This window comes from Peribacillus sp. YIM B13477 (assembly GCF_042787955.1).
Classification (GTDB): Bacteria; Bacillota; Bacilli; order Bacillales; family DSM-1321; genus Peribacillus; species Peribacillus frigoritolerans.
On sequence record NZ_JBHZPD010000007.1, the window covers coordinates 61992 to 79793 of the forward strand.

15 protein-coding genes and 1 pseudogene are annotated in these 17802 nt (G+C 43.8%); 12 read left to right on the forward strand and 4 right to left on the reverse strand.

Features of this window, described 5'->3' with window-relative positions; genetic code table 11:
- Positions 1-554 precede the first annotated feature (554 nt).
- Genes ACFX4H_RS19470 through rbsB form a run of 6 tightly spaced genes read left to right on the forward strand, consistent with a single transcriptional unit; the run spans position 555 to position 6193 of the window.
- On the forward strand, positions 555-1541 hold the full coding sequence (locus tag ACFX4H_RS19470; RefSeq protein ID WP_034316093.1) for a LacI family DNA-binding transcriptional regulator: 987 nt from the start codon (positions 555-557) through the stop codon (positions 1539-1541).
- A complete protein-coding gene (rbsK, locus tag ACFX4H_RS19475) occupies positions 1538-2422 on the forward strand; it encodes a ribokinase (RefSeq protein ID WP_249598101.1) in 885 nt (294 codons plus the stop codon). The genes ACFX4H_RS19470 and rbsK overlap by 4 nt, the downstream gene beginning before the upstream one ends.
- Positions 2419-2811 carry a D-ribose pyranase gene (gene rbsD, locus ACFX4H_RS19480; RefSeq protein WP_034316088.1) on the forward strand — a complete coding sequence of 131 codons (393 nt, stop codon included), beginning with the start codon at positions 2419-2421 and terminating at the stop codon, positions 2809-2811. Before rbsK ends, rbsD begins: the two co-directional genes overlap by 4 nt.
- Positions 2812-2829: 18 nt before the next feature.
- On the forward strand, positions 2830-4311 hold the full coding sequence (locus ACFX4H_RS19485; RefSeq protein ID WP_377436055.1) for a sugar ABC transporter ATP-binding protein: 1482 nt from the start codon (positions 2830-2832) through the stop codon (positions 4309-4311).
- A gap of 1 nt (position 4312) precedes the next feature.
- Positions 4313-5257, forward strand: coding sequence for an ABC transporter permease (locus tag ACFX4H_RS19490; RefSeq protein WP_034316083.1), 945 nt, complete (start codon positions 4313-4315; stop codon positions 5255-5257).
- 15 nt (positions 5258-5272) lie between these two features.
- Positions 5273-6193 carry a ribose ABC transporter substrate-binding protein RbsB gene (rbsB, locus tag ACFX4H_RS19495; protein WP_034316081.1) on the forward strand — a complete coding sequence of 307 codons (921 nt, stop codon included), beginning with the start codon at positions 5273-5275 and terminating at the stop codon, positions 6191-6193.
- A 194-nt stretch (positions 6194-6387) separates the two neighbouring features.
- Here rbsB and gdhA read toward each other — a convergent pair whose 3' ends face one another.
- The gene (gene gdhA, locus ACFX4H_RS19500) at positions 6388-7770 is read right to left on the reverse strand and encodes an NADP-specific glutamate dehydrogenase (protein WP_377436056.1); all 1383 of its coding nucleotides are present in this window, start codon (positions 7768-7770) and stop codon (positions 6388-6390) included.
- Positions 7771-7920: 150 nt separating this feature from the next.
- Here gdhA and gltC point away from each other — a divergent pair.
- The 3 genes and pseudogenes from gltC to ACFX4H_RS19515 all read left to right on the forward strand — a co-directional run.
- Positions 7921-8811, forward strand: a pseudogene (gene gltC / locus ACFX4H_RS19505) (glutamate biosynthesis transcriptional regulator GltC); the annotation flags it as partial.
- A gap of 397 nt (positions 8812-9208) precedes the next feature.
- A complete protein-coding gene (locus ACFX4H_RS19510) occupies positions 9209-10201 on the forward strand; it encodes a PTS sugar transporter subunit IIC (RefSeq protein WP_377436115.1) in 993 nt (330 codons plus the stop codon).
- Between the two features lie 110 nt (positions 10202-10311).
- Entirely contained in the window at positions 10312-11511 is a 1200-nt protein-coding gene (locus tag ACFX4H_RS19515) for a class I SAM-dependent rRNA methyltransferase (RefSeq protein WP_377436057.1), read from the forward strand.
- An 84-nt stretch (positions 11512-11595) separates the two neighbouring features.
- On the opposite strand, the gene ACFX4H_RS19520 is transcribed toward ACFX4H_RS19515, so the two are convergent.
- Positions 11596-12192: a lysoplasmalogenase gene (locus ACFX4H_RS19520; RefSeq protein WP_377436058.1), complete on the reverse strand. Its 597-nt coding sequence runs from the start codon at positions 12190-12192 to the stop codon at positions 11596-11598.
- Positions 12193-12401: 209 nt separating this feature from the next.
- Positions 12402-13670 (reverse strand): dicarboxylate/amino acid:cation symporter, encoded by a 1269-nt coding sequence (locus tag ACFX4H_RS19525; protein ID WP_034316071.1) that lies wholly within the window; start codon positions 13668-13670, stop codon positions 12402-12404.
- Between the two features lie 166 nt (positions 13671-13836).
- On the opposite strand from ACFX4H_RS19525, the gene ACFX4H_RS19530 reads away from it, so the two are divergent.
- The 3 genes from ACFX4H_RS19530 (at position 13837) to ACFX4H_RS19540 (ending at position 16147) form a co-directional block, all read left to right on the forward strand.
- Entirely contained in the window at positions 13837-14643 is an 807-nt protein-coding gene (locus ACFX4H_RS19530) for an alpha/beta fold hydrolase (protein WP_241636690.1), read from the forward strand.
- Positions 14644-14925: 282 nt separating this feature from the next.
- On the forward strand, positions 14926-15681 hold the full coding sequence (locus ACFX4H_RS19535) for a threonine/serine exporter family protein (protein WP_034316241.1): 756 nt from the start codon (positions 14926-14928) through the stop codon (positions 15679-15681).
- A 16-nt stretch (positions 15682-15697) separates the two neighbouring features.
- The gene (locus ACFX4H_RS19540; RefSeq protein ID WP_170956501.1) at positions 15698-16147 is read left to right on the forward strand and encodes a threonine/serine exporter family protein; all 450 of its coding nucleotides are present in this window, start codon (positions 15698-15700) and stop codon (positions 16145-16147) included.
- 105 nt (positions 16148-16252) lie between these two features.
- Here the strand turns inward: ACFX4H_RS19540 and ACFX4H_RS19545 are convergent, their stop codons facing one another.
- The gene (locus ACFX4H_RS19545) at positions 16253-17791 is read right to left on the reverse strand and encodes a solute symporter family protein (RefSeq protein ID WP_034316065.1); all 1539 of its coding nucleotides are present in this window, start codon (positions 17789-17791) and stop codon (positions 16253-16255) included.
- Positions 17792-17802 lie beyond the last annotated feature (11 nt).

Sequence of the window (17802 nt, forward strand, 5' to 3'; positions counted from 1 at the left end):
TCCTCGGCTTGCGCCTGCGGGGTCTCCCGTAGACGCGCTTTTCCCGCAGGAGTCTCGTCCCTTCTGCTCCAATCAACTTTGTTATTAAATTTGGAAAGAACCCATATCTAAGGAGTTGAAGTTGTTAAAATGTGTTCCGACCCCCTTTCCACAGTATTTTTATGGTTTTAACAATTTGACCGTTGATTTCCGCTCCAGGCACTCGCTTTCCGCGGGCGGTCCGTGAGCCTCCTCGGCTTGCGCCTGCGGGGTCTCCCGTAGACGCGCTTTTCCCGCAGGAGTCACGTACACCCGCTCCAATCAACTAGTTTTAACAGTTAGGTAGAGCTACAGTCTTTTATGTTTTAAAGTAGACTGGATTTTGACGTAATGAGAGTGTTAAACCTATATGTGGGAAACTCAAAGAGACGAAATGTACGCATAAAAAAAGAATTGTTTTGTACTTTTTTGGGTCAAAATTCCTAAAAATTATCTTTGGAATAAGGCTTGCCGTTCATTTAAATTGGTGATAAGCTATGTGTAAACGGTTACACAAAAGTATAGAGGGTGATATTTTGGCAACTATTCGGGATGTGGCAAAGGAAGCTGGAGTTTCTGTGGCAACGGTTTCCAGAGTTATGAATGGCAGTGGTTATGCGCATGAGGACACAAAAAAGGTGGTCATGGCAGCTGTTGAAAAATTGAATTATAAACCGAATGAAGTGGCAAGATCCCTCTACAAACGTAAATCCAAATTGGTTGGTTTGATTTTGCCGGACATTACGAATCCCTTCTTCCCGGAAATGGCAAGAGGTGTCGAGGATTATCTGCAGCAGTTTGGTTATCGGTTGATTTTTGGAAATAGTGATGAAAAGCGAGATAAAGAAATAGAATATATTGACACTTTCCTGCAAAACAATGTAGTGGGCATGATTGCTTCAACTAGTGAAGAAGCCAATGAGAATTTCGATAATCTGGATATTCCAGTTGTCCTTCTCGACCGTACAGCAGAGAAATTACCAGCTGTTTATTCCGATCAAAAAACAGGCGGTAAGCTGGCGGCACGCGTTTTGCTGGATAGAGGCAGTACGAATATCGTCCTCATTAGGGGGCCAGTCGAAATAAAGCCTGTATATGAACGGTACATGGCAGCATTGGAAGAATTGAAACAAGCAAAAGTGAACGTGCAAGTCATGGATTCATCCCTGACTCTTCAAGGCGGCCAAACATGCGTGAAGCAGCTTTTCGAGCAATATCCGGAAACGGATGGAATCATTGCTTGTAATGATATTGTTGCAGCCGCAGCACTTCAAGAGATTTTAAAACGGGGAATACGGATACCGGAAGACATACAATTGATCGGCTATGATGATATCTCCTTCACAGCGTTATTGCACCCACCGTTATCGACAATTCGGCAGCCAGCCTATGAGATGGGGGCACAAGCGGCGGAAATGCTAATTAAAAGGATCAATCAAGAAAAAATGGAAGTAACACATAAAAAGCTCCCTGTTTCTTTTGTGGAGAGACAAACAACGAGAAGGAAGGCGGAGAAGACATGATTAGAATTGCAGTAGTGGGAAGTTCATCAATGGACTTAGTGGTGACATCAGCCAAACGGCCAATGGCGGGGGAAACGGTTTTAGGAGAGTCCTTTATCACGGTTCCTGGAGGAAAGGGAGCCAATCAGGCTGTCGCAGCGGCACGTCTTGGTGCAGAAGTGTCGATGGTTGGATGTGTAGGAGATGATGTCTATGGAGAGATCATCTTAGATAACCTGAAAAAAAATCATGTAAACACGAAGTATGTGGAACCGGTTACAGATTCTACTTCAGGGACAGCACATATTACCCTTTCGGAAGGTGATAACAGCATTATTGTTGTAAAAGGTGCGAATGATTTCATTACTCCTGAATATGTGGAAAAAGCGAAAAAGGTGATAGAGGAATCGGATATCGTGTTGGTTCAGCAGGAAATACCCGAGGAAACTGTGGAGTATCTGGCTGACTTGTGCAACATGCTTCAAAAGAGATTACTATTGAATCCAGCTCCCGCCCGCAAGTTAAGCGAGGCTGTCATTCAACAGGCATCATTCCTTACTCCGAATGAACATGAGTTCGAGATACTATTCGATGGGAGAGATAGAACGGAAGTCTTGACTGAGTATCCAAATAAATTATTCATTACCGAAGGGAAAAATGGCGTCCGTTACTTTGATGGACATGAAGAAAAGGTCGTTCCAAGCTTTGAAGTGGAGGCGGTGGATACAACAGGTGCAGGGGATACATTCAATGCAGCCTTTGCGGTGGCTGTTGCAGAAGGAAGAAGTTTTGACGAAAGTTTGTTGTTCGCGAACCGGGCAGCTTCTATTTCCGTGACGAAATTAGGTGCTCAAGGCGGCATGCCGCAAAGGGTAGAGGTCGAGAGGGGCTTTGAAGCATGAAACGTCAAGGAATCATCAATAGTTCAATAGCAAAGGTCTTGGTTGACCTTGGTCATACCGATTATATTGTCGTAGGTGATGCCGGGCTGCCGGTGCCGCCCGGAGTTTGCAAGATAGATTTAGCATTGACGCCTGGGACGCCATCATTTCAAGATGTCGTCCGGGCGGTTCACGAAGATATGGTTGTTGAAAAAGTTATTGCTGCCACAGAAGTGAAGGTTAAAAACCCGGAACAGCATCAATACATGGAGCAGCAATTCGGAGCAGCGATTGAATATGTTTCCCATGAGGATTTTAAAAGGCTGACAAGTAACGCGAAAGCCATTATCCGGACCGGGGAGACGACGCCATATTCAAATTGCATATTGCAGTCTGGAGTATTCTTTTAAAGAAATGAGATGATGAGCATGCAAATCGAAATGCACAATATTTATAAAGCATTTGGTCAAAACAAGGTATTGGAAGGTGTTCATTTTTCTTTAGAGGCTGGGGAAGTACATGCACTAATGGGGGAGAATGGAGCAGGGAAATCAACCTTGATGAACATTTTGACCGGGCTGCATAAACAAGATCAAGGAACGATCGAGATTAACGGTAAAGAAACCTCCTTCAGGGATTCAAAGGAAGCCGAAGAGGCGGGAATGGCCTTTATCCGTCAGGAATTGAATATTTGGCCCGAAATGACCGTGCTGGAGAATCTATTTATCGGCAGGGAAATGGTGAATGCCTTCGGTGTCCTGAAGACGAAACAAATGAAAGCGCGTGCAAAGGAGATATTTAAAACACTCAATATTTCCCTTCCTTTTGATAAGGAAGCCGGATTCTGTTCTGTCGGTGAACAGCAAATGATTGAAATTGCCAAGGCGCTCATGACGGATGCCGAAGTTATCATCATGGACGAGCCCACAGCCGCTTTAACTGATAGGGAAATAGAGAAGCTCTTTGAAGTGATGAAGGGGCTTACCAAAAAGGGTGTATCGCTTGTTTATATTTCTCACCGAATGGAAGAAATATTCGCCATTTGTGACAGGATCACCGTAATGCGTGACGGAAAGACAGTCGATACGAAAAGAATTGCAGAAACAAATTTCGATGAAGTCGTTCAGAAAATGGTCGGGCGGGAGCTGGAGGACCGTTTTCCTAGTCGTGAAGCGAATGCTGGCGACATAGTCCTTGATGTGAAAGGTTTAACCAGAAAGGGGCTTTTTGAAGATATCCATTTAGCGGTTCGGCAAGGTGAGATTGTCGGTGTAGCCGGATTGATGGGAGCAGGCAGAACGGAAATAATGCGCGCCCTTTTTGGTGTCGACCAAATAGACAGCGGTGAAATCACCATTGAAGGCAAGAAAGTTTCCATACGAAAACCAACGGATGCAGTTCGACACGGCCTGGCTTTCATTACGGAAAATCGTAAAGAAGAGGGATTGATCCTGGACTTTTCTGTAAGGGAAAATATCGGCTTGCCGAATCTCAAGAGTTTTGCTCCTAGAGGTATCGTGAAAACGGAAGATGAGATGAACTTTGCCGAAATGATGATTAAGCGCCTTCACGTGAAGACATCTTCTGCTGAAACGGTCATCGGCAACCTATCCGGAGGAAATCAACAGAAGGTGGTAATCGCCAAATGGATCGGCACTTCCCCTAAAGTATTAATTATGGATGAACCGACCCGGGGCATAGATGTTGGTGCAAAACGTGAAATTTACGAATTGATGAATGAATTGACGGAGCGAGGCATCGCCATCATCATGGTTTCCTCGGAACTTCCTGAAATAATTGGAATGAGCGATAGAATCCTTGTGGTTCACGAAGGTGAGATTGCTGGGGAATTGTTAAAGCAGGAAGCGACGCAAGAAAAAATTATGGCATTGGCGACAGGAGGGAACTAGGATGAAACTTGAGGCTACAGGGAAAAGCGGGATTTGGCAAAAATTTGGTCCGTTACTCGCCCTGGTACTTTTATTTATCGTAATAACCGTTTTAAATCCATCATTCATGGAACCGAATAATATTTTGAATTTATTGCGTCAAACCTCCATCAATGCACTTATTGCATTTGGAATGACCTTTATCATATTGACAGGCGGCATCGACTTATCCGTCGGTTCCATTTTGGCTCTATCCAGCGCACTCATGGCTGGTATGATGGTCTCGGGATTAGATCCGATTTTAGCAATATTGGTAGGCATTCTACTAGGTGCAATAATGGGTGTAATCAATGGGATACTCGTTTCAAAGGGTAAGATGGCCCCTTTCATCGTGACACTGGCCACCATGACGATTTTCCGGGGATTAACGCTTGTGTACACGGATGGAAAGCCGATTACTGGAATTGGCGATTCCGTTATGTTCCAGATGCTTGGGAGAGGTTACTTCCTAGGAGTGCCAGTACCGGCCGTTGTGATGATCATCGCTTTCATGATCCTATGGTTCCTGCTTCATAAAACATCCTTTGGCCGTAAAACATATGCCATCGGCGGAAATGAAAGGGCTTCCCGGATTTCGGGGATTAAAGTTGACCGGGTCAAGGTGGCCATATATGGTCTGGCCGGTACGATGGCGGCAATCGCCGGTGCCATTTTAACGTCGCGTCTGAATTCGGCACAGCCGACGGCAGGACAATCCTATGAAATGGATGCCATCGCAGCCGTGGTGCTGGGCGGAACGAGCCTTTCAGGCGGTAAAGGGCGGTTGTTCGGTACGCTGGTGGGTGTCCTGATCATCGGTACCTTGAATAACGGCATGAACTTACTTGGTGTATCCTCCTTCTACCAGCAAGTGGTAAAAGGTGCAGTTATATTAATCGCGGTCTTGCTTGACCGTAAAAAATCATAAGAAGAGGTGTAATCAATGAAAAAAATAGTATCGATCATCATGGTTCTTTCTTTAATGGTCTTGGCTGCCTGTTCAATGGATTCTGGTCTAACAGATGATAAAAAAGAAAAGAAAGACTCGATGAAAGACGTGAAAGTCGGGGTCAGCATCTCTACTTTAAACAACCCATTCTTCGTTTCCTTAAAAGATGGCATTGAAAAAAAGGCAAAAGAAAAGGGCATGAAAGTCACAGTTGTTGACGCCCAGGATGATACGGCAAAACAAATCAGCGGAATTGAAGATTTAATCCTTCAAAAGGTTGATGTCCTTCTTGTGAATCCAACTGACTCTGCGGCAATATCTTCAGCCGTTAAAGATGCAAATGATGCGGGCATTCCCGTTATCACGATTGACCGCTCTTCAGACGAAGGCGACATTGAAACGTTCATTGCTTCCGATAATGTGGCTGGCGGGGAAATGGCTGCAGAATATCTAGTTAAAGAGTTTGGCAAAAAAGCGAAAGTAGTGGAACTTGAAGGGGTATCCGGAGCATCTGCAACTCGTGAACGCGGGAAAGGTTTCCACAATATTGCGGACAAGCAGTTAGAAGTCCTGACAAGTCAAACGGCGGAATTCGACCGGACAAAAGGGCTTAACGTAATGGAAAATATCCTGCAAGGCAATAAAGACATCCAAGCGGTATTCGCCCATAATGATGAAATGGCACTAGGAGCCATTGAAGCAATCAAGGCGGCAGGCAAAGACATCATCGTCGTTGGCTTTGACGGAAATGATGATGCATTGAAAGCAGTTGAAAGCGGTGAACTAAAAGCTACAATCGCCCAACAACCGGCACTTATCGGTGAAGAAGCGGTTAATGCGTCTGAAAAGATCTTAAAAGGCGACAAAGTGGATGACACAATATCCGTTCCATTGAAATTGGTCACCAAAGAGTGATTGTCTCCCAAACAAAAAGAGTGCCGGAAATCTTCCGGCACTCTTTTTGTAGTGAGAAAGAAATGTTTTGATCTCATTGATGTGATCTTAGTGTGGATATTCAGCTTGAAATGATATCAATAAGAGGAGATAGAAAAGTAGTTCATTTTTTTAGGCGGCCCTGTGTCGGAACCGCCCATTACATCCATTGATTGCTAGAGTACACCTTGAGTCAGCATCGCATCCGCCACTTTAAGGAATCCGGCAATATTGGCCCCGACAACTAAATTGCCAGGCGCACCATATGCTTCGGCGGCCTCTATGCTGTTTTTATAGATATTTTTCATGATCTCATGCAGCTTGGCATCGACTTCTTCGAAAGTCCAAGGCATCCTGGCACTGTTTTGGGCCATTTCGAGTGCAGACACGGCTACGCCGCCTGCATTGGCTGCTTTTGCTGGTCCAAAAAGGATGCCGTTATTAAGGAATACATCAATGGCCTCAAGGGTTGAAGGCATATTAGCGCCCTCACCGACTGCCTTCACATTATTTTTGACCAGTAATTTTGCTGCTTCTTCATCGATTTCATTTTGTGTGGCACAAGGCAGTGCGATGTCGCATGGTACAGACCAGATGCCGTAGCTTCCTTCATGGTATACAGCCTCCGGGTGCGCATCGACATACTCGCTTAAACGTTTTCGTTCCACTTCTTTTAGACGTCTAACTGTATCAAGATTCAGGCCATTTTCATCATATATGTAGCCATTGGAGTCGCTGCATGCAACAACTTTAGCGCCTAGCTGTGTAGCTTTTTCAATGGCATAAATGGATACATTGCCAGACCCTGAGATAACGACAGTGCTGCCATGGAATTGTAACCCTTTGTCTTTTAACATTTCTTCGACAAAGTAAACCGTTCCATATCCAGTCGCCTCTGTACGGGCCAAGCTTCCGCCGTAACTTATGCCTTTACCGGTTAAAACACCTGCATGGTAGCCGCCTTGCATCTTTTTATACTGACCGAACAAGTAACCGATCTCCCTTGCACCGACTCCGATATCACCAGCCGGCACGTCTGTATCAGGGCCGATATAACGAGATAGTTCCGACATGAAGCTTTGGCAAAAACGCATGATTTCCGCATCCGATTTTCCTTTTGGATCGAAGTCCGACCCGCCTTTACCCCCACCGATCGGCTGGCCAGTAAGCGAGTTTTTAAAGATTTGCTCGAAACCAAGAAACTTTATGATGCTGGAATTGACAGTGGGGTGGAAACGGAGACCGCCTTTGAATGGTCCGATTGCACTGTTGAATTGCACACGAAAACCACGGTTGACTTGAACATTTCCCAGGTCATCAACCCAAGAGACACGGAAGGTGATCATTCTTTCGGGTTCTACCAGCCTCTCCAATATCCCGCTTTTCATATATTCTGGATGTTTTGCAAAAACCGGGACCAATGAAAGGAATATCTCCTTTACGGCTTGATGGAATTCACTTTCGTGAGGATTACGTTCCTTTACCTGTGCGTATACTTGACTTACGAACTCTCTGGCAACCTGCAATTCATCATGTTCGACTTCCTGTGAAGTGGTCATTATTTTCTCTCCTTTAGTTAAAGTCATAAAATATTAAATAGGGTAAGTCTATCGGTTTTTATATGATACTTTCATGATATAATTTAAGAATGAAACGAACAATCTGAATATTAGATAAATAACATGCTGTTTTGATATGAAAGAGGGAGCTTAGAATATTTCATTGAAGTGGCAAAGCGTGAACATATGACGGAAGCAGCAGTGGATTTGCATGTTGCCCAGTCTGCTGTCAGCCGCCAAATATACAATTTAGAAGAAGAGCTGGGTGTGCCCTTATTTATCAGGGAAGGCCGAAAGATTAGATTGACGCCTATAGGCCATACATTTTTATCTCATATGGAACAAGCTATGGATATAATCAATCGTGCCAAGCGTGAGATGGCCGAAAGTCTGGATCCTGAAAAAGGGACAATCCGCATTGGCTTTCCCAGCAGTTTGGCTTCTTATGTATTGCCAAGGGTCATTTCCGACTTCAGGGAAAGTTACCCCCAGGCGAAATTCACATTAAAACAAGGTTCCTATCGCTACCTGATAGATTCTGTGATTAAAGGAAACATTAACATGGCCTTGATTGGCCCCCTGCCGGTGAATGAAAAGAAAATCAAAGGGGAAACGCTGTTTATTGAGAACTTAGTTGCCCTTCTGCCAGAAAGCCATTCTTTGGCCCTGAAGAAATCACTATCCTTGAATGAGCTTCAAGGAAATCCGTTCATCTTATCTCCAAAGGGTTATGTTTTACGGGATCTCGTTATGAAAGCTTGCAAATTGCATGGCTTTGAACCGGAAGTGGCATTTGAAGGGAAAGATACTGATGCCATAAAAGGCCTGGTGGCGGCAGGTCTGGGTATAACTTTGATACCTGAGATTTCCTTGATCGATAGCTTGCCGCGTTTTACGGTTAAACTGCCGCTGGAGAATCCATCTGTAACCAGGGCTGTAGGGGTCATCGTTCCGACTGATAGGGAACTGATGCCAACGGAGAAATTGTTTTACCAATACTTGAAGGACACTTTTGCCAAATTGGAAGGATTTCAAAAATAGGATGATATCTATTAGAAAAGGCATAAATACAATGAGAGAATCCTTAATCGGGTTCTTTTTTGTGGCAAATGTACCTAAGCATTCCATGTAGGCATCCTTAAAAGGGGATAACTTATTTTGAAATAATGAATTATTAAATTTTATTGAACAGTAATGTGTTAAATCTCTATTTTTGAAAGCGTTTTTATTTTATCAGAATAAAAATACCTCTTACATTATCAGAAAATTCATGTTATTATACGAACAGACATTAACAGACATTCAGGTAGTGGTACGCTATACTTAATAGGCTTTTAAATGAAGACCTTTATTTTTTTTGATTCTGCTAAATTGAATATTCTGATAATTAACAAGGAGTGGAGATAAAGTGAGCAAGAAAGAATACATCAGCGATCGAATGTACAAGGCATCAACAGGGATAGCCAACGCTGTTTTGGTTACATTAGGGATCGGGTTATTGTTTGAATCCATAGGAGGATATTTAGGTTGGGAGGTCTTTCTGGCAATAGGCGGAGCCGCGAAGGTCTTGCTGGCACCAGCTTTAGGAGCAGGAATCGCCTATCAGCTAGGAGGAAATTCATTAATTATCTTTGGTGCCATGGCTTCAAGTGCTGTTGGAGGTGCTGCCATTCACAAAACGGCTGAGGGTGCCTTCACGATTGTTACGGGCCAGCCGCTAAGTGCTGTCTTGGCAGCGGTGATTGCAACATATATAGGTAAGCGCATAATCGGCAAAACGAAGTTGGACATCATGGCCATCCCAATGGGTGCCGTTCTTGTCGGTGGAGTTTCGGGATATGGCCTGGCTCTTGTCACCACTCCGCTCCTAACATGGATAAGCAGTCAAACTACCGCTGCGGTCGAGGGTTCCCCATTAATCGGTTCCATGGTCATAGCCTTGGTATGGAGCATTTTATTGATGACACCGGCGTCTTCCGCCGCTTTGGCGATCGCCCTGCAATTGGATCCCGTTTCCAGTGCTGCAGCCCTAATCGGATGTACGGTTCAGTTTGTCGGGTTCACTGTCATGTCTTATAAAGATAATGATATGGGCGGGTTCCTGGCACAGATGGTCGTTACGCCAAAAGTTCAATTTCCTAACCTGATCAAAAAACCATTATATGTAGTTCCGCCTTTTGTGGCGGCAATCATCTGTGCGCCTATCGCTACCTTGGCATTCGATTTTCAAGTGCCGTATGAGCTTGGAGGCATGGGGTTAAGTTCAATGATTGCCCCTATTGCCATCATAACCGGTCAGGGGCTATACACGTTCTTGGTTTATGTGGCAGTGGGGATGGTATTGCCAGCTGTGATCACGCTTGCCTTACATCGCGTATTGAAGATGATGGGTAAAGTTAAGCCAGGCGATCTTCATTTGGAAGTTTCATAATCAAAGTTTTCTTGGAAACCAGCCAGGTTAAGGAACCGGGCTGGTTTTTATTTATAAGGGGATTAGGGTAAAATGGGGAGGAAAGCATTTGCAAAGATAGGATGATATAGATGGGAAAAGAAATCGATATAAAAGTGAAAGCTAAGTTCGTGAGTAAAATCAGCAAGGGTTTTCCCTTGATTGTTAAAGAGTCGATAGCCAATCTTAATGACCTTCAGGAAGAGGGATCCTTGGTGCGCTTGGTGGATGAGAACAACCGCTTTCTGGGAAAAGGATATTATGGCATACAGAATAAGGGCTATGGCTGGATATTGACCCGAAGAGAGAATGAAAAGATCGATCAATCCTTCTTTAACGGAAAAATCCAGGCTGCATATGAATTCCGAAAGTCTTTTTTTGAAGATGGGGAGACTTCTGCTTTCCGCTTGTTTAATGGGGAAGGTGATGGAATTGGCGGTTTAATCATTGATCATTATGATGGCCATTATGTCATTAGCTGGTATAGCAAAGGAATATATTCCTTTAAGGAATACATCATTAAGGCATTGCAGGAAACGGTCGAGGTCAAATCGATTTATCAGAAGAAACGCTTTGATACAAAGGGACAGTACGTGGAGGAAGACGATTTTGTCATGGGCGAACAGCCGGAATTTCCGCTTCTTGTAAAGGAAAATGGAGTCCATTTTGCTGTTTATCTGAATGATGGGGCAATGGTCGGTGTCTTCCTTGATCAACGCGATGTCAGACGGAAAATCCGCGATGAATACGCAAAAGGGAAAACGGTTTTGAATATGTTCTCCTATACGGGAGCATTCTCCGTGTTTGCCGCTTTAGGCGGTGCTGTTAAAACAACGAGTGTCGACCTGGCGAATCGAAGTTTACCGAAGACGATCGAGCAGTTCAGTGTGAATGGCATAGATCCTGAAGATCACAATATCGTGGTGATGGATGTTTTCAAGTATTTTAAATATGCGGTGAAGAAAGCCTTGAAATTTGAAATGGTCATCCTTGATCCGCCTAGCTTTGCCAAATCGAAGAAGTTTACTTTCAGTGCCGGAAAAGACTATACGAATCTACTGAAGGATACCATTTCCATTACGGAAGACAACGGGGTGATTATCGCCTCAACTAATTGCAGTACGTTCGACATGAAAAAATTTAAGAACTTCATTGATGTTGCTTTCAAGGAAATGAATGGAAAGTATGAAATCATGGAACAATTCTCATTGCCGGCTGATTTTAAAACAATTCCTGAGTATAAGGAAGGGAACTATTTAAAAGTAGTCTTCATTAAGAAAATTAAAGGATAAGAAAAGGCGTCCACAGTTCAAGCAGAACTGTGAATGCCTTTTTTATAATGTAAATGTTTCATGTGGAACGATTGGACATTAGATTCACTGGATAGGCCGTTCACTTTTCAAACCTCTCGATACATGAAAGGAAGGTTTCCTGCGAATGCTGTTAGCGATACAAAACTGTGCTGCATAGTAGGTAAGCATGATCAGTGGACCTGAAAAGGCAACATCATCGATAAACTTGTTCCAAGATAAAATGGAGTCGGAAATCATGAAGAGGAGCCCGCCGATGATTGCGGCCGCATTGCCGGTCATAAATGCTGCCCAGCCCATAAGGGAGATGACCGTTACATAGCAAATCACAGGGATGATGAGGTTATGTTCACCTTTTTCGATTAACGAATGTACAATTTCACGGCTAATCCAAGTGGAGTAAATGCTAATCGGAAGAATCGTCGCAAATCGGAGCCATGAAAAGTTCCATCGTCCAAAGAATGCCGAAATATAGAAAAGGTGGCCGATCAAGAAGGCGGAAAGCCCGATGACGAACCAAATCAACAAACCATCTCCAAGCATGCAAAAGAATAAACCAAGAAGGATTAAGGATTGATAACGACCCCGTCTTCCTACATTAGTGCGGGCGTAGAGCAGAATCAATAACATAGGGAGTACCTTGAACAGTATTTTGATGATCAAAGGCTCTTCCGGTATAAGAAAATATAGGATAGTCCCGTGATGAGGATTGCCGCAGGTAAGCATTTCATTAACATTACATTCCCTCCTTCAATCTTTAATTCTATTCAAGGGGAAGGAACCCCTTGTCAATGAAAGAACTGTTTGAAGGAAAGTCGTGAAAATGAAAAAACTGACCCCTGTTTTAACCAGGAGCCAGTCAGTCATAAGAATCATACGGCTGAGTTTTCTTTAACGAAAGCTTGTTTTAACCAGTTTTTCCCCTCAACAAGCCTTGTGACAAGCATGGCACAAACCGTGTTTCCTGTTGAGTTAAGCAATGTAGCGGGAGCATCGATGATCGTGGATATAACGGCAATGATAGGCAGGACTTCCACAGGGAAGCCGAATACGCTAAGAATCAACATTTCCCCAATCATGCCTCCCCCAGGAATGGCACCCATAACAGCTCCAACCAAAAAGGCAACAGCAAGTATACTTAAAATGCTTGAAATGCTTGTCATATCCTTTCCGAATAAGCTGAATAGGAAAACGATTTTCAATACACCGCCGAATACCGAACCATCTTTATGAGTGTTGGCTCCGAGTGGGATGACAGTCTCCGCTATATCCTTAGGCACGCCCATTTTCTTGACTGATTCCAAGTTGACTGGAATGGACGCGGCACTTGAACAAGTTGCGATGGCTGTAATGGATGGTGTCAGGGCATTTTTCCAAAATAGTTTAACGCCATCTTTCCCGCCGGCGATAAAGGCATACAAAGTGAAGAAGCCGAAATAATAAATCAAGGCCAAGATTAGATAAAGAATGAAAGTGCGAGCATATCCTTCTAAAATCTGCGGCCCAAGCTGCCCGATAATCGCCGCAAAATAAGCACCAAGTCCAATTGGGGCATAGTACATGACGATTTTGACGACCTTCATCATGACAGCTGTACCTGCTGTCAAAAACTCAGTAATCGGTCTTGCTTTCTCACCGACCAGTGCAGTGGAAAGCCCGATTAATACTGAGAAAACGATAAGCTGAAGCATATTGCTTCTGGAGAACAGTTCTGGAAAGTCGGAAACGGTTACAGTGCTGACCAGTTGACTGAAGAAGGAAACTTCTTCGATGGTCTCTTCAGGGGAACTGTTTTCCATCAGTTCTTTAATGGCTGTCGTATCTGTGCCCTCCAACGGATTGACGATGGTTGTCCCAATAAATCCAATGACGGCAGCTAAAGCGGCTGTTGTCAGGAAAACGAGAACGATACTTCCCATGATTTTTCCGAGACGCTTCATTCCGCTCATATTGGCAATCGCTGAAGCAATGCTGAAAAATACCAATGGCACGATGATCGTGAACATCAGATTTAAGAATAAGTCCCCTAGCGGCTGTATGATCGAGGTTTTCTCCCCGAAAACCACGCCCGCTATCCCACCGATAATGATCGCAGTGAGCAGTATTAAAGAGGATCGATAGTTTTTGATAAAGCTCTTCATTTAAATTCAGTCCTTTCAGGATGAAGATATCAATAAAAATATACTTCATTATCAACTCTAAAATCGGGTTTGACAATATTTTTTTATAGGAAGGAATGTTAAAAGAATAAAGGCAATAAATAATAATGGGGGATGGATGGTGAAAATATCGAGAAGGAGGGATAGAATGGCATTTGTTGAGGTGGAAGAAGGCGTTCGGTTATTTTATGAAGAAAAGGGCCAGGGGAGACCGATTATCTTTATCCATGGGGTGTGGATGAGCAGCCGGTTCTTTAAAAGGCAGCTGCCGTACTTTTCAGGAAAATATAGAACGATATTGCTTGATTTAAGAAGTCATGGCCAGTCAAATCATGTACATTACGGAAATACGGTCTCCGTTTATGCAAAAGATCTTCATGCGTTCATAGGTGAACTGGGATTAAAGGATGTCATACTTGTAGGCTGGTCGATGGGGGCATTTGTCGTTTGGGATTATCTTAAGCAATTCGGTGAGGGAAATATTCATTCAACTGTGATCGTGGATGAATTGGCCTCTGATTTTAAGTGGCCCGATTTTCATATCGGTGCATTTGATATGGAAACGTTGATTGCCTTCATGACAGAAATTCAAACGAATCGTACCCCGTTTCTGCAAAAATTCCTTGCTTCCATGTTCAACAATGAATTATCTGCAGAGGATACAGGCTGGATGCTTGGGGAAGTGACCAGAATGCCGGAATCCATTGCTGGCAGTATTCTATTTGACCAATCGATTGTGGACTATCGTGACTTCTTGCCAGCAATCAATGTACCTACACTTCTCTGTTTTGGGAGGCATGAAAAAGTCATTCCTGTAGCAGCTGGGGAACATTTGCATAAAAACATTCCGAATTCCAAACTAGTAATCTTTGAAGATAGTTGCCATTGTCCGTTCATGGAAGAAAGCGATTTGTTTAATGAAACCGTGAATTGCTTCATTCAAAAGGGAGTATAGTCATACAGGATAGGAAAAGGGGGATGCAGTGACCGTGTCTGCACTCCTTTTAATTATGGATATAATTGAATTTTCTTCTAACTAAATGGTTTCGGCATGGAATAAGGGGAATACTGGTATTAGGAGATAGTAGTGAAAGGTTAATGGAATTGATAAATTAAATAGGTAATATTTATATATCCTTTTCATAGGAATTGGGCTATTATGAGGTGGATTTAAATTGGTGTGATCATTTATCTGTTATTGAGCGAAACTCATGCAGGAAGTAATGGAGAGGATAAAATGGATGATCGTTTACCATACAATGAAATTATAGATGTATGTTTACTTGCGGGGAAAATCATGCTTCAGAACGGAGCGGAAACATCAAGGGTGGAAGATACGATGGTTAGAATCGCTGCAGCGTTTGGGTGCGGTGAATCACACAGTTTTTCAACCCCTACAGGAATTATTTTTTCGCTGGATGGCATGCACCCAGCTTCAAAATTGATCCGGGTTTCCCAACGATCTACAGATTTACATAAGGTAACGCTGGTTAACAGTATATCCCGAAGCATTTCCAACAAGGAAATGTCACCTGAGGAAGCATATATACGGTTAAAACAAATCGAAAAGGCTGGGATGGGGTATCCCATGTGGGTGCAGGTCTTTGCTGCATTTATAGCGAGCGGCTGCTTTTTAATCATGTTCCAAGGACAGTGGAGTGATTTCATCTGGTCCTGCATAGCTGGAGCAATGGGATTCTCATGCCTGCTTTATTTGCACTGGTTACTGGAAGTCCGTTTTTTTGCTGAATTCATCGCCTCTTTAGTCGTAGGATTAGTAGCTATGTTCTTTGTCCAGATTGGAGTAGGGAGTAATTTGGACACGATAATCATCGGAGCGGTGATGCCGCTTGTGCCAGGGCTATTAATAACGAATGCAGCCAGGGATTTAATTGCAGGGCATTTGGTTTCGGGTCTATCCAAGGGTGCTGATGCAGGTTTGACTGCTTTAGCCATTGGGGCAGGAATATCGGCCGCGTTTGTTTTCTTATGATTTTAGGGGAGGAAGAATGATGATTGCACAGCTTATTACAAGTTTCATTGCCTCAGCCGCCTTTGGTGTCATCTTCAATGTACCAAAGAATTCATTGTTTCAATGTGGTTTCGTAGGGATGTTGGGGTGGATCTTATACTTTGCTCTGGTTGAAAATGAGATAAACAGCATCATTGCAACATTAGCGTCTGCATTTATCGTTGCGGTCATCAGCCAGTATTTTGCTAAAAGGTATAAAACGCCGATCACGATTTTTAATGTATCGGGAATCATCCCCCTCGTCCCTGGAGGTTTGTCGTATGATGCGATGAAGCACTTTGTCGGAAATGATTTTTATGTCGCCGTTCAGCTGGCAGCCAAAGTTTTCATGCTGGCTGGTGCCATTGCGATGGGACTGATCTTTGCAGAAGTCATGAACCAGTTAGTAACTAAGTATAATAGAAGGAAGGTAAGATTGAGAAGTTAACGGGAATCTTCCTGATGAGTATGTTCTGAATAAAGAGAAAGGAGAGCAGGCCGAAGCCTGCTCTCCTTTCTCTTTTTGATATTTTAAAATAATAATGAATCTAGTTTATATAGGATCTTTCATCCCAGTGTTGGCAGTAACCAAAATTTCGTCGAATTTTTTGGCATCAGCTTTCTTGCTTGACAGAAGTGTTCCAGCGATGGCTGCGATAAAACCAATCGGGATGGAGATGATGCCTGGGTTGGCAAGTGGGAATAATGGTTCCCCAACGAATATTGCCGCTCCCTCCACCGGAGACCAGACATTGGGACTTAGGAATACAAGCAATAAAGAACTGACCAGTCCAACTAACATGCCTGTTACAGCCCCAGTCGTGTTAAAACGTTTCCAGAATACCGTAAAGACAATGATGGGCAGATTGGCACTGGCAGCGACGGCAAAGGCGAGTGAAACAAGGAAGGCGACATTCATGTTTTGGGCAAATAAGGCCAGGATGATGGAAAGGATGGATACTCCGATGGATGCCCAACGAGCAGCTACGACTTGTTCTTTGTCGGTGGCTTGACCTTTCCGGATGATGTGGCCATAGAAGTCATGGGCAAAAGCAGATGCTGCCGATAGAACGAGACCTGCCACAACCGCTAAAATGGTAGCGAAAGCAACTGCAGAGACAAAGGCGAACAGGAAGTCTCCCCCAATGGCTTCTGCAAGAAGCGGAGCAGCCATATTGCCGGCCGCATTCGCGGCTATGATCTTGTCATAACCAACAAAGGCTGCCGCTCCAAAGCCGAGGAAAATGGTCATTATATAAAAGATGCCAATGATCCAAGTGGCATATACCACGGACTTTCGGGCTGTGATGGCGTCTTTCACCGTAAAGAAACGGATGAGAATGTGAGGTAGTCCAGCCGTACCGAGTACAAGCGCTAAATTAAGGGATAAAGTATCCAAAGGATCCTTGAATTTATTACCGGGGTTAAGGAAATCCCCGCCCAAAGGGGTGGCTGTTTTCATCTGCCTGAACATCTCGATCACGCTAAAGTCGAATTTCGCCAACACGATGATGGAGATGATGAATGTACCTGCCATCAATAAAACGGCTTTAACGATTTGGACCCAACTGGTGGCCGTCATACCGCCGAATACGACGTATACGGTCATTAAAATACCTACAATGATGACGGAGTAAAGATAATCAATTCCAAGTAAGAGTTTTATAAGGGCACCTGCACCGACTAATTGGGCGATCATATAAAAGGTTGAAATCGAAATGGTGTTAAGGGCAGCAACACCGCGTACTTTCTTTTCATTGAAACGGGCAGCGATCATGTCCGCCAATGTGTACTTGCCAAGGTTACGAAGCGGTTCGGCCACGATATAAAGAACGACCAGGTACGCAACCAGAAAACCTATGCTATAGAAAAAACCATCAAATCCAGAGAGTGCGACCATGCCGGCTATTCCCAAAAATGAGGCGGCGGACATATAATCTCCCGCAATGGCCCAGCCATTCTGCCAGCCAGTGAGGCTGCTGTCCGCCGTATAAAAGTCCGCGGTCGTTTTGGTGCGCCGTGAAGCAAAATAGGTAATGACCAATGTTAGTCCGACAATGATAAGAAATAATATAAAAGCAAGAATATTCATTGTGAATTCAC